We start from the raw sequence: 13876 nt of genomic DNA, 5'->3' as shown, positions 1-13876 counted from the left end.
ATTCATTTATAATTTCGGCATTTGCCCACCTATCTCCAGAAAGGTTTCAGTTGGTTTGCCTCGGCCATGCCATCCAGCAGCCCTATGGTTGCTCGCGAAAGCTTCGGCTGACTTTCCACCACAGCCATAATCCGCTCACGCTGCGCCGGGTTGGAGGCGGGTATCTGGGAGATGAGTTCCTTAACCACCGATTCCTCCAATACCATCCCTTTCATTCGTTCCAATACCTTTAATTGCAGCCTATAGGGGCGGTGTAAGTACGTCTGCATCAGAAGACGCTGCCGTTCGGGAACAGACCAAGCCGACAGGGGAACCTTGGCCAGGAGGTATTCCGCCACAAACAAATTATCGCTGCCCAGCAGGGCCAACAAGGGATTCTCAAAGGGAGAGGAAAATGCTCTCTCCGTCTCCAATACCCTATCAACCGCCCAGTACTGATACCGGTGGTTTTTACTGCGCAAAAAATCCAATAAAAGCGCATCAGACACCCGTTCGGAGGTCTGGGTGCGGATAAGATCCGTGATCTCACCATGGGCTAGGTGCCACAAGGTGTAGCAGGAGTACACTGCACCGGATATGACCTCGTTTTGAATGGTCTTGGAAGTAGCCCCCGTGACCGCATCCACTCCCTTGGACTCGGCGGTTTCCGCGCCAACCACCAATTCTTCCACGGCAAAATTCTTGAGCAGCGAATTTGGGTTTCGGAGAATTTTCTGCATCTGCTCGTAGTCGGCTGGTTCAAATGGCAAGTGATCCAATTTGGTAAGTATCTTGCCGTCAGGCATTTCATACCGATCAAAATTCCCGAGCAAGTCCCAATAAAAATCAATAAAAACAGGATAGCATTTGTTTGAATAGCACACGGGCGTGAATATCTCCGCCGTATACTGAAGAGGCCTATCGTTTCCGTCAAATTCAAGCCAGAGATCGTACCGCGTTGAGTCAGAATCCACCTGATAGATCAACTCCCTTTTGGTATCGATCGGTGCCATACGTGGAGAAACATACGTGACCGACGTAGCTAAAACAAAAACGACAAATACGCTGGATAGACGGTTCATGGCAAATGGGTTTATTTCCGGATCACTTCACTGTAGACAGACGTTCCATTTTCGTTGATGGCTGCCAGCCGAAACTCGTAGGTGCGGTTGGTTTTCAGACCATCTAGCTGGATAAAATATGCCTCTGTTCGATTTACACCCAGTGTTTCCCAGTTTGCGGCGCCCAACTCCCTATACGCTGCCTCGTAGGCAGTTGCCTTTGGCACCGGCAAAAAGGACAATAGGGCTGTCGGCCCCTTTCGGCTTACGGCTTCCAAGCTCGGTACGGCCGGGGCAAGTCCCCCATCAGGCACGACCGTATAGGACTTGCTCCATTGGCTGAAAAAATTACTGTCCGTCACGCGCTGCACTTCGAAGGTATAGGGACGACCATTTTCAAGGTTGCGGACGGCCATCATGCCTGGGGTGGTCGATTGAATGATTTTCTCCTCTCCCTGCTCAACCCGGTAGCGAATGCGATACAGAAAATCGGTTTCCTCCGTGGTATAGGCCACATAGAAACCCTCGTTTGTAGGTTCTACATACCTGACCGCAGGAGGTAAAAAAGCCCGTCGGTCGGTGGAAACCTCCATTGGATCCGACCCTGATTCCCCATGGGAATTCACGGCCACGACCTGAACCAGGTAGTTTTGGTCAAGCTCCAGCCCCTTCACATCGGCAACCAACTCCCTGGTAGGAGCCGTTTCCTGGTCCAACCGACCGATTCCATAGCGTAGCTTGTACGCGACAGCATGAGGTACTTCCTCGTAAAACACCCGTATGCCTCCTGATTTGGCCGGAACACTATTTTGTTCGGTTCTCCCTCCAAACACCTGAAATTGAAGGGGTTTCCTAGGATACTGAAAATACACCAGGGTATCCAGCACCTTGTCCAACTGAGGGGAAAGCAGGGAAACCTCCAGCGCATAGGCATCCTGGGTCTGCCATTCAACGGTTTGGTTTGTAATGGGGTCTCCCGGTACAAGCGTGGGAACATCGACAAAGCCCGACTCCAATACGGTCCTATTGCCATCCAAAAGCCGGTAACTGATTTTATACCCACGGACGGAATGGGCGGGAAGATCGAGCGTGGTTCTGGGCTGCAGCACGATAGTGGCGTTTTGGTTGACTACTGCCACATTCATTGCCCGAAGTGGTGCATGTTCCTTTTGAAGGTCATAATAAGCGTTCTTCTTTCGTCGGTAAGCGTCCACAACCCCCCAAGATCGGTTTTCCGACCGCTCCTGTGTGCCTACATAGCTGCTCCGATAGTCGTTGTAAGTCCAAATAGAGGCTCCTATCAAGTAAGGTAAATTACGGAGGGAATCGATCAGCGGGCCAATCTCGAAGGTGGCGTCCAGGCTTTCTCCAAATTGTCCGATACCGTATTCGCTGTAGAACATCACTTTATCGGGATGCATAGTATGCTGTTGCCTCGTCACAGGCGCCAGGTTACGCCCGTACTTGTTCAGCATGCCCAAGTCAGTAAACCGAATGTAGTCATCTTCAAACTGGGCCGTATAGGTGACGTTGGTTACGAATCGGGTACTGTCAATTCCCCGGACGTAGTCAACGCTCTTTGCCACGTATTCCCTGGCACCTGGATAATACCCAATTTCATTTCCGGTACTCCATCCAACGATGGAGGGGTGGTTGTACTGCAATTCGATTAATCGTTTTAGCCAATCAAAAGGTACTTGGTTGTCCGGGTCGGCGAGTGGATCAAAGCCCCAAAGCGGAATCTCGGACACGATCAATATGCCGCGTTGATCGAGGTAGTCCAGCAGATCCTCGGGAAGAGGCAAATGGGAAAGACGGGAAAAATTAGCATTTAGGCTTTTCATCAAATCCACATCCCGCTGCGCCTGCCAACGGGGCAACCTATTACCGCTTGTTCTCGCATCAGGAACCAAATTTACCCCCATAAGTCGGACAGACTCTCCATTTAGACGCATCTGGTAATTCTCCGGATCTATTTCCAGTTTTCTGAGTCCAAATGAATTACGGAGCGAGGCATGGCTTATGCCGTTCAGCGTAACTTCTGACGCATACAGGAAAGGATCGTCGAAATGCCATAAATGAAAGTCCCCTCTTCGGATCTGCGTGGTGACAAAAACCTCCTGCCGACCATTTGCGGGAACCGACGTGGAAAAAGGCAGCACACGTCGGAATCCCGTTTTGGATGAAAGCAACAATTCCCCTGAAACAAGTCTCGATTCAGAGGTGTAATTTTCCAGAAATACACGGATCCCCACCTCAGCTTCCTTCTTCTCCAGATTTACCGAAGGGGTGATATGCTGCCGGGTGATGCGTATCCCATCGTAGGCCGATAGCTTCACCGGTCTACGGATACCGCCCCAGTTCCAGATTGCTCCCCGCTTAAAGGTGTTGTCCGCGCACACCGTAAGGGTATTTTCCCCTACCCGGTCAATCAACGTACTGATATCGAATTCAAACGGAAGAAATCCCGAATTATTCTCTCCCAACTTCTCACCATTGAGCCAGACCGTGCAGTCATGGTAGACCCCTTCGAAAGCAAGGAAGATCGCCTTGGATCCCCAGTCAGACGGAAGAGAGAAGCTTTTGGTATACCAACCCTTGCCGACGTAATGTGCGTATTCGTTATGCAGATCCCAGTTTCCCGGCACTTCCATATCATCCCAGCCTTGGGCATCGATATCCTTCCGAAACCATTGCCCCGACTCTCCCAGGTTGTTTGGGTCGGTTTTGAACTTCCAGGTGCCGTCTAGATCCTTTTCGTAGTCGGATTGGGCAGGCGCCGACGATCCGAAGGCGAGCAGAAATGCTACACAGGAAACAATAGTCAAGGGTAGTTTGGGAAGCACCATGGGCTAGTTTAAGGAAATATCTGTTTTCTTTTTATTGAAGGCTATGGAGTCAAATCCCTGCTGGGAAGCGTGGAGCAATGATCCTGCACCTACCGTTGACACCTCCTGGAAGCAGGAGGCAGGCTCCTGAAATGGGGTGTTTTGGAGGGTATTGTAACAAGAAATGATCGACCAACGAGGACTGTCCGAGGTATTTGGGTTGGAAGCATGCAGAAGATTGCTGTGAAAAATCAACGCATCTCCGGGCATCAGCTCACAGTAAACCCGCTCAACGCGCTCCTCAAAACGCGCCACCCTATCCAATGCAGCTCCTACCTGTTCCCCTACTTTGCCATGCTCTATCCTCCCCATCTTGTGGGAGCCCGGCAACACCATCAAACAACCATTCTCCCTGGTAGCTGGCGTCAGCGCAAACATGATGCTGATCATCTCATCCGGAAACAAAAACCCGTTTTTATACCAGTACCCATAATCCTGATGCCATTCCCATGCTCCCCCTACGCGAGGGGACTTCTGCATCACTTTCGAATGAAAATGGGCCACCGGGCCACCTATCAGCTGACCCACGGCACCAACCACCCGTTCATCGCGGGAAAGCATCCCAAAAGGATCATCCCCCGGATTGTTCCAAAGAGCCAGTTTGGATTCGTTTCCATTCGCGTCCAATACCGAATAGGTATGCTCTGTCAATGCGTTGTCCTGCGCAGAGACCTGATACAATAAACCCACCTCTTCAGCGGACAAAAAACCTCTGAGAACAAGAAATCCTTGTTTGTTGAATTCTTCTAATTGCGCGGAAGTTAACATAGTTGTCAAGTTTTTAACGTTTTCCTTTTTTTTACACGGCACTAATCAGCCCAAATTCGCTCTATCGTAACAAATGTACCTCTGTTTCATGTGCTTTACCTTGAGGATCATAAGAAGTCCACTTCCATCGAACTGCCTTATGAGGCTCTTTGACCCGAAGGCTGAATTCAAACGGATAGACTTCGTCCGAAATCTCCTCCCACTCATCCTCTCCTAACTGGTAGGACCAAATTACCTTGGCCGTCTCGGTTTCGGTTGCAGAACTAAATACATAGATATCCTTATAATTGTCACTTACCTTCAATGACATCCCGGTAATGGTTCCCAACGAGGCCGCAGCATATTCCCTTCGGACAAAATCATTGTTTTCCAAAGCTGATGCCTCTGGTAAAGCAACTCCAAAAGAGGACTCCTGGAACATTCCCTCGATCTTGATCACCGAAGTACCCAAGGGCGGAATTTGGATGGCCAGCCTTCCCGACTCCACGAACCGAACTTCATTGGCTCCCTGGGTTCCCAATGAAACGGCGGCATAACGGCGGCCTTCATCCCACTTGAAAACCTCTTTGCGCAGGTGGATGGTGTCGTTGATGTACCTATTGCTTGTGTTCATCAATACGAGGTAGGTATTTTCCCCATCCCTTCCCAACACGTGGTTGAATCCAATTTCCTTGGTAAAAAAAGGATTTTTGGGCAACCACAGCCTTACGTTTGGATGGCCATAGATTGATCCAGCCGCATGGCCATACACCTTATTGGTCAGAAAGGCATAGCCCGGTGAAAAGAGAGACGGAAAATCAACCGCTCCATCGGTCCGAAGGTGCGCGTCGCTTACCAGAAAATCCTGCAGTAACGCTATATGCGGCCAAATATGGTTGTAAAATAACGCGTTGTATTTAACGTCCAAATAGGGATGCAGGGGATAATTCGTTTGCTGGTACACGTTCGTCTGTAGGGAGGTGAAATAGTAACCGGGGAAATTATTGTAACGTCCCAAAATTCCGTTGTAGGCTATTCGGCGCAGCGTCTCGTCATTTTTGAGCTGAGCCATTCTTAGCATTGCGCCCGCCTGATGAAAAAGCATGATCGGTCCATAGACATAGGTACCGGGCTGCTCCGGAAGCAATCCCACCAGGGAAGTGTGCCAGGCAGGTACTTTCTGCTCCTGAATGCGGGTAGTCATGTCAAACTCCTGCCATTCGTAGCTGTCCGCCTTAAACCTTCTTCCGGGAAAAATACCCTCCACCTTGCCGCCTTCGTTAACTACAATGGCTTTGTCGGGAGCAAAAGGGGTTGATCTTGTCCAGAGGGATAGTTGTTTGGCTCCTTCATAAGCTGCATCTAGGTATTTTTGGTCTAGTGTTAATTCGTATAATTCCAACAACTCTTGCCAGGTAGTGGAGTAGTCGTTTACAAAGGTGGCTTGGGCATCCCTAAGGCCCGCATTGGTAGAAAAATCAGTTGGATATTTATGAAAAGTCAGCTCCAAGTACTCATCCGCCAAACGGATAGCCGAATCCAAGTATCTGCGGTCGTCGCCTACCAGACATCTTGCCAAGTAGTCCTTCCAGCTGGCTCCGCTTACTTCGGTCTGTAAATTCAATTGCCTACTCTTGCCAAAAAGCCGCTCCATTTCTTTGGGAAAGACCGTATTTGTTCCTCCTAGGAGTTGATGAATGCTGGCCATTTCCCAAAGTTCCATGGCCGGGCCTTTAAGAAAATGGGATGGATTTTGAGTCTGTTTTTCAGGAAATGCATTGATCGCATACAGGTATTTTTCCCGGGACATGAGATACTCCAACATAGGAAGACCTCTTCGGTCGTAGATCTGCTGATTGTCCGTTGTCAGCGCAATACTCAATGGATGCAAGGCCGAGACATTTTTGACGGTGAAGGGTACGTCAAACTTGTAATCATACCCTTTGTATTCATCGATCCACCCGGAGTAGTAATCGTCCATGGCCAGGTCGATCATGTTATGAAAGGTCTCATTCAGTGAAACCATGGCATTTTGCCGTTCCAGGGGATAATCCATCACCTGCTGATACAGGTAATCTGCTCCGGCTACCCAGGTACCGGGCTCCAAGAAGTACTGCACCGAAAAGGAACTGCTTGCTCCTGATGCAAGGTAGGATCCCTCGCCTCCCAAAAGCGGGGCCATTACCATTGGCTTGGCCTTAGCATCCCCGGTGCGAAGCTGCAACCCAAACCGCGAGTTTTCCGCTGTCGCAAAGCGGTAGGGTATTTCCTTTGAGGGAATAGCCAGTCCTTCGGTTGCTCCCTGATAGTTGGTGAACACCGCGGGCGTTGTGGCATAGGATTCGGGTGTTACGACTGCCTGCTCGGGAAATCGCTTCCATGACCATATCAGTGGCTGATAGAGAAAATCAAGTTGGGAAGGGTTTTTCCCCTCAAGTCCGGTAAACACTACCCCGAAGTAGCCGTCCACTTTTGGGCGAAGGATCCAGGAAATCTCCGGAACACCCGCTCCATTGGGCAGGGACACCTTAGATTCAAATTCAAAAAGGGGGTGGCTTTGGAACTGAAAAACCACGGTGCTTCCCGATACGTTGTAGCTTACGGGATTGATGACAATCTGCTCGTTGTCAATCCAACCATCCATCTCCTGCCGTTCTCCCCACAAGGCTACGGGAGATCCTCCGGTCGCCCGCTTTCCAAAACTGTACCCGGGGTCATCCTTGGAAAATAAGACAATAAACTCCTGCGAAATAACACGGGAAACAGTACCTTTTTCCTTCCGTTCGACCTGCCACGATCCCGGCTGATTCGAATTGCCAAGTGGCTGAAAACGATAGGAGTCGTTTTCGATGGTTGAAAACCCAAAGCGTGTTGCTGACCCCAATCTAGGGGTCAGCAACACCAAGGAACACAAAATAAACCGGAAAATAAGAAGCTTTTTATCTATCATGTATTCTCTAAATTAACTTAAGCGATCAATAACCGCCGGGATTTTGGGGAAGTGTCGCGCCATTTGCCCTATACGTATCAATCTCTGCCTGAGGTATGGGCAGCAAATAATCCCTTGGATTGTTGAATATCCTCACGGCATTTGGAAAACGGGCATCGGTATTCAGGTCATACTGGTGTTCTATTCCGGCATAAGATACAAAACCGTCCTCATCTATGGAAGGTGTGTAACGCGCATTGGCAAAATCCAACACCCTTCCAAACAATGGTACGGGAAGCACCTTATGGGCAATCTGCCATCTTCTGATATCGAAGAAGCGCAATCCCTCGTTGGCGAACTCTACCTTCCGCTCTCGTTTGATGAGGGTTCTCAAGAAGCTTCGATCGGTGGAGGTTACCGCGGGATAACTTTGGGTATCCTCTACCGCTACTCCATAAGCCCTCGCCCTCACGCGGTTTAGCGCGTTATGAACGGAAGCGTCTATTTCGTTGAGTTCAATTTTGGCTTCGGCATAAATGAGCAGGATCTCGGCATAGCGCATAAGGATAAAGTCCGTATCGCTCCATCCCCGATTGATCATTTGGGATGCCTCGTTGGTATACTTCTTCCACAAGTATCCGCAGAAGGCTGCAGGCCAGATAACGGTCCTGGAATCGTTGTTCTGTCCACGAACGGTACCGTTCACATTCCGTACGATCAGGCTGTCCTTGTGGCTCTCGAATATAATCCCTCCCCAATGACTCTGCGGAGTGATGATCGATGCTTTTAGGCGTGGATCCCGGTTTTCAAAGGGACGGGTAGGATCGTATACAGAAGACTGGTCGATCGGCAATCCGTCTATCGCTTCGTAACTATCCACCATCGATTGCGTGGGTACAACCACACTGAAGGCACCGAATACCCTGGATCCTTGGGCAGTAGGAAATTGCGGCAACGGGCCAAAACCGTCTCTAAATGGCATGGCAAGTATCCCCTCCCTAGAGCCTTCGCCCGCGGGGGTAAATAGCTGCTCATAGTTTGGATGAAGGGTCAGGTTACCGCCCTTAATCACTGCCAAGGAGGAGGTGGCGGCCTCACGGTATCTTCCGGCATACAGGGCTACCCGTGCATGTAGACCAAGTGCCACGTCACGAAAAACCCGGTTACGCTCCGACGCGGTGGCAGGCAGGTTCTGTGCAGCTTCTGCCAGGTCTGCCAAAATATTATCGATCACCTGTTCCCTGTTAACCCGGGGCAATAAGCCATCGGCGGGATTTGTTATAATCTGATCATTGTAGGGAACATCACCGAACAGAAACACCAGATAATGATAGAAATAGGCCCTAAGTACCATCGCCTCGTACTTGATCTGGTTCAATCGGGCCTGGGAAACCACACCGGAAGCCCGATCCAGGTTATTGATCAGGTTATTGGCACGACCAATCCCTCGGTACATATGGGCGTAGGTGCTTTGAAAACCACCGGTATTGGCACTATGGGAACCAGCACCGAGTTCGTCAAATCCCGTAAAACCACCCCGAACCAAACCCACATCCGTGGCACCATTATCCATGGCTACTTGTACTGGCATGGTATACCCACCAAGCCAGACCAACGAATTGTAAACTCCGGTGAGGGCAAGGTCCAACTCCTGCTCATTCGAAAAGAAGGTAGCATCGGTCGGCTCCGTCAACGATTGCAAATCAAGCAAGTCTGAATCACAACCTGTGAAAAAGACCAGCAGTAAGATTGAATATATGAATTTTTTCATGGGTATTCTCGGTTATTTTAGAAAGTTAAACTCGCTCCAAAAGTATACGCCCTGGCAATGGGGAATATAGCCCCGGAACTACCATTGGGTGTCAGCGGATTGGTACCCGGCGGAAGGCGGTTAAAATTCGCCAGGTTTTGGATGGAGGTGAAAACCCGGAGATTTCTAGCCTTCAGTTTGTCCTTCAGGGTTGGGAAACTGTACCCTAAGCTCAGGTTACGTATTGCGAGGTAAGAGGCGTCAAACACCCAAACGTCGCTGGCGCGGGCATCGTTACTTCCCGAACTGGTGGGAAACAATACCGGAATCCGTGCATTGGGATTTTCGGGAGTCCATGAATCGGTCACATGCCATTCCTGCACCTTACCTGCGTTGAAGAGTGGCCAAATGGCATCTCCTTGAAGGAAAAGATCCCGCTTGCCTACTCCCTGAAACATAATCGACAAATCAAATCCTTTGTAGTCCGCATTTAGGGTGAGTGCATAGCTGTTCCTAGGGAAAGGATCTCCAATGATCACCCGGTCATCCGGATTGATCAGTCCATCTGGAGAATCAGGAATTCCATCCCCGTTTGTATCCACGGTCAGCTGATCCACGTAACGGATATTTCCCGGAATAATCGCTCCGAATTGGGTGGGTGCGTTGTTAATTTCCTCTTGGCTCTGGAAAAATCCCATGGCCTGATAGCCAAAAATGGAACCGATTGGGCTGCCCACTTTGGTAATGGAATTACCACTGATAATCTGTCCCAGCCCACCTAGGTCCATCACCCTGTTTTTCACATCTGAAAAATTCGCGTTGATGCTGTACCTAAACTGTCCTATCGCATCCCGCCAATTAAGCGACATGTCTATACCCCTATTTTCTACCGATCCGGCATTTTGCTGGGGTGCTGTCAACCCTACCACTAAGGGAACCGGCAATGCCAGAAGGATATCGTTGGTAGTTCGGACATAATATTCAAATGTGAAGTTCAGCTTGTTATTTATCAAGCCGGCGTCGAGGGCTATGTTAGTGGTTTCGGTGGTTTCCCAGCGAATGGCCCGGTTTGCCAGTACGTTTTGGGCCGCACCGGTGGCAACTCTATCCCCAAACAGGAAGTTGTTGGCTCCCAAAATAATATTGGATGTATACGGGAAGTCACTGCCAATCTGTTGGTTGCCCAATCTACCCCAGGAAGCCCGCACTTTGAACTCGGTGAAAAAATCCAAGGGTGCAAAGAAAGATTCTTCGGATAGGCGCCATCCCGCAGAGAACGAAGGGAAATAGGATACCCGGTTCTCCGGCGCAAACCGCGAAGAAGCATCTTGACGCAGGTTCGCCTCAAAGAGGTACTTATCCTTGAAACCATAATTGAGCCTGGAAAAGTAGGAGACCAAACTGGAGTGGGTGGCACTGCCGCCGTTTCGCATGTTGGTTTCCGCACCCGCATCCAGCTGTTCCAGGCTTTGGATAATAAAGTCGGTTCTCGAAGCGCTGAACTGGCCCCAATTTGACTTGATCATTTCATAGCCCCCGAGTAGGGTAAACTGGTGGTTGTTGAAACCCTTGCTGTAGGAGGCAAGTCCGATCAGGTTATCTTCAAATACCCGGGTGTTCGTATTTACGAGCGAATTACGATCCGGTACATTTCGGGTATTTCGGGTGTCCCAGTCCAGAATCGTCGTGTACATCGCATTAAAGTTCCGGTCAAAAATATCCCGGTATTCAGGCGAATAGGTCAGGCTGAAATTCAGGTCTTGGATCGGAGAATAATTCACCTTCATCAACCCTCTGAAGTAATTGTTCTGACGTCGATTTAGGCCACCGTCATGGGCCGCTGCAATGGGGTTCTGACCGCTCCACCCATCGCCCCAGGATCCATCCGAATGAATAGCCACCTGGGTGGGATCTATTCGGAACGCATCGCCAAAGATGGGACCAATACCTGAGTTTGGCTCGGTGGTCTGCTCTTGGCTAAAATTAAGATCAAACGATACATTGAATTTCTCGTTGATCTTGATGTCTGAATTAAAGCGCCCGTTATATCGCTTGAAGTTATAATTGACTACATTGGCCCCCTGATCTGTGTAGGAAATGGAGCCCATAAGCTGGATATTTTCCGTACCACCGTTTACATTCAGGTTGTGGTATTGCTGAAAGCCACTTTCCGAAAACAGCAGGTCCATCCAATCCGTGTCCGGATAAAGATCTGGATTGGTGGCCATGTTTTGCTGGTAATTGTTGATTATGGATTCAGAGGTGTTGGTAACCCGCAGAAAATCGATCGCACCCAGGTACGTAGGCAGTGTCTGAGGCTCCTGCCAGCCCGCTGACATATTGTAGCTTACTGTCATCGCTCCCTGTTTGCCCCTTTTGGTAGTAACCAAGATTACACCATTTGATCCCCTGGACCCGTAGATCGCTGCCGCCGCCGCATCCTTTAGTACAGAAATGCTCTCAATATCCGCAGGATCAATATTGTTGATATCGCCCTGTATACCGTCTATGAGCACCAAAGGGTCGTTGGACGCTCCGAGGGAGCCTGTTCCCCGGATTCGGAGGGTCGCGCCATCCGCGCCAGGCCTACCGCTAGACTGAATGGCTGTAAGCCCTGGCGATAAACCGACTAAAGCCTGAGAGGCCCGAAACACCGGCTGCCTGGCGATTGCCGCCCCATCAATGGATTCAACCGAGCCCGTCAGGTTGATCCGCTTCTGATCTCCATACCCAACAACGACGACCTCATCCAGCCCACTCATGTCCAAGGCAAGCCGCACATCAATCGTGGTTTGGGAGTCTACCTGTATCTCCCTTCGCTCATAACCCACGTAGGAAAACACCAATACATCCGAAGGACCACCTACCGATAAGTTATACTTACCGTCAATATCTGTGACCGTGCCCCGGGTGGTGCCCTTTACCAAAACCCCCGCTCCAGGAAGGGGATCACCTTTGTCATCACTCACTACGCCGGTGACCACCACCGACTGAGCCATCGTTCCTCCGGCACATAGCACGAAGGAAAGAACTAAGAGAAACCGTAATGCTTTTTCCATAAATATTCTATTTTGGGTGAATTGAAATGGCATAGCCATCCCAATGAACTAATGCCAATCTGGTACCTAAACTAGATATTATCTCTAAGCAGAAAAAGAAAATTTTCAACAAAAATCAAAATTTTATACCGTAAACGTTTTCGATAACGTTTACAATTGATTTTTTATCAACAAAACACAGCATTTTTTGAATTATTGAAAATGATAAAATCTAAATTCCCTTCAGAAAATTCCTACCGATTAGCCATCAAAAAAGACTAAATTGTAACTTTTAAATTGTAAACCGTTAAATTGGATCAAAAATCACCCCAAGCGAAGCCGTTGAAAAAACCCATAACCATAAAAGACATCGCCGAGCGGCTCAAGGTCTCTGTCGCCACGGTTTCCCGTGCCCTCCGCGGTTCTACGGAAATCAAGCCTGAGACCAAAGAGGCTGTATTGAAAATGGCCAAAGACTTGGATTACCATCCCAACCTTCTGGCCAGCAGCCTAAGCAGCAAGCGCTCCAAGATCATCGGCGTAGTCGTACCCACCATCAACCGGTTTTTTTGGTCCAACTCCATCTCTGGTATAGAAAACATCGCCTACAAGGAAAACTACAAAGTAATGATCTTTCAGTCCGGGGAATCCTACAAAAAAGAGCTGGAAATCGTAGAAACCCTCGCGAACAGTCGGGTAGACGGAATCATCATCGCCTTTTCGAAAGAAACCACCAATTACGACCACATAGAAAGCGTTATGAATAGGGGAATTCCCGTGACCCTGTTTGAACGGGTAACCGAATCCATCAAAACGTGCAAAATCGTAACGGATGATTTCGCCGGAGCCAAGGAGATCACCGAACACCTCCTAGCGCGGAACAGACGGCGGATCGTCCATATTGGAGGCCCGCGTTCATTGGAAGTCTGCCGGGAACGCTTGGCGGGCTACCGAGCAGCACTGAGGGAGCAGGGAATCGCACCTGATCCGAATATGGAGATTGAGCTTAGCGAATTTTCCTTCGATACGGGAGGAGAGACGATCGAACGACTTTGGCGCAGGTTGGAAAAACCGGATGCTCTTTTTTGCTTTGCAGACATTATTGCAATTGGGGCACTACATGCAGCACACAACTTAGGCATCTCCGTGCCCGAGGAGCTGGCCATTGCGGGCTTTGGCGACGACATCACCTCCAAATTTATCCGGCCAGCACTGACCACGATGGCACAGCCCTCCTTCGAAATGGGACAAACCGCCGCTAAGATGCTACTCCATTCCATCTTGGAAAATGAAGTTCAGGAAGACTGCGATTGCATTTCCGTGAAGCCCACACTGATGGTTCGTGATAGCACTTAGTGCCTAAAAACCCATTTTTTACATTAAAATAGTACAACGTAGATGTCCGAAAAGTCGGTTGACCTGCTAGCAAGGCGGAAAGCTTCACCCAACTTTGAAATATAGCAAGTAAGGGACGTAGCTCTGAA

Annotated in this window: 7 protein-coding genes; 1 reads left to right on the top strand and 6 read right to left on the bottom strand. The window is 49.5% G+C overall.

The window, feature by feature from the left end:
* Positions 1–29 precede the first annotated feature (29 nt).
* The 6 genes from ADIS_RS16185 to ADIS_RS16160 form a co-directional block, all read right to left on the bottom strand.
* Positions 30–1061 (bottom strand): hypothetical protein, encoded by a 1032-nt coding sequence (locus ADIS_RS16185; RefSeq protein WP_010855714.1) that lies wholly within the window; start codon positions 1059–1061, stop codon positions 30–32.
* 11 nt (positions 1062–1072) lie between these two features.
* Positions 1073–3889, bottom strand: coding sequence for a sugar-binding domain-containing protein (locus ADIS_RS16180; RefSeq protein ID WP_010855713.1), 2817 nt, complete (start codon positions 3887–3889; stop codon positions 1073–1075).
* A gap of 3 nt (positions 3890–3892) precedes the next feature.
* Complete coding sequence (locus ADIS_RS16175) at positions 3893–4696, bottom strand: phytanoyl-CoA dioxygenase family protein (protein WP_010855712.1); 804 nt, start codon at positions 4694–4696, stop codon at positions 3893–3895.
* 61 nt (positions 4697–4757) lie between these two features.
* Positions 4758–7625 carry a hypothetical protein gene (locus ADIS_RS16170; RefSeq protein ID WP_010855711.1) on the bottom strand — a complete coding sequence of 956 codons (2868 nt, stop codon included), beginning with the start codon at positions 7623–7625 and terminating at the stop codon, positions 4758–4760.
* Between the two features lie 25 nt (positions 7626–7650).
* Positions 7651–9375, bottom strand: coding sequence for a RagB/SusD family nutrient uptake outer membrane protein (locus ADIS_RS16165; protein ID WP_010855710.1), 1725 nt, complete (start codon positions 9373–9375; stop codon positions 7651–7653).
* Between the two features lie 17 nt (positions 9376–9392).
* Complete coding sequence (locus ADIS_RS16160; RefSeq protein WP_010855709.1) at positions 9393–12413, bottom strand: SusC/RagA family TonB-linked outer membrane protein; 3021 nt, start codon at positions 12411–12413, stop codon at positions 9393–9395.
* Between the two features lie 321 nt (positions 12414–12734).
* Here ADIS_RS16160 and ADIS_RS16155 point away from each other — a divergent pair, with 321 nt between their 5' ends.
* Complete coding sequence (locus ADIS_RS16155; RefSeq protein WP_035806488.1) at positions 12735–13748, top strand: LacI family DNA-binding transcriptional regulator; 1014 nt, start codon at positions 12735–12737, stop codon at positions 13746–13748.
* The last annotated feature ends 128 nt before the right edge of the window (positions 13749–13876 follow it).

This window comes from Lunatimonas lonarensis (assembly GCF_000390185.1).
Classification (GTDB): Bacteria; Bacteroidota; Bacteroidia; order Cytophagales; family Cyclobacteriaceae; genus Lunatimonas; species Lunatimonas lonarensis.
Note: the sequence above shows the minus strand (reverse complement) of the source record. Positions and strands in the feature narration are given on the sequence as shown.

Bases quoted from the DNA above. Each gene is read 5' to 3' on its own strand.
- ADIS_RS16185 (WP_010855714.1), bottom strand. From the start codon at position 1,061: ATGAACCGTCTATCCAGCGTATTTGTCGTTTTTGTTTTAGCTACGTCG.
- ADIS_RS16180 (WP_010855713.1), bottom strand. From the start codon at position 3,889: ATGGTGCTTCCCAAACTACCCTTGACTATTGTTTCCTGTGTAGCATTT.
- ADIS_RS16175 (WP_010855712.1), bottom strand. From the start codon at position 4,696: ATGTTAACTTCCGCGCAATTAGAAGAATTCAACAAACAAGGATTTCTT.
- ADIS_RS16170 (WP_010855711.1), bottom strand. From the start codon at position 7,625: ATGATAGATAAAAAGCTTCTTATTTTCCGGTTTATTTTGTGTTCCTTG.
- ADIS_RS16165 (WP_010855710.1), bottom strand. From the start codon at position 9,375: ATGAAAAAATTCATATATTCAATCTTACTGCTGGTCTTTTTCACAGGT.
- ADIS_RS16160 (WP_010855709.1), bottom strand. From the start codon at position 12,413: ATGGAAAAAGCATTACGGTTTCTCTTAGTTCTTTCCTTCGTGCTATGT.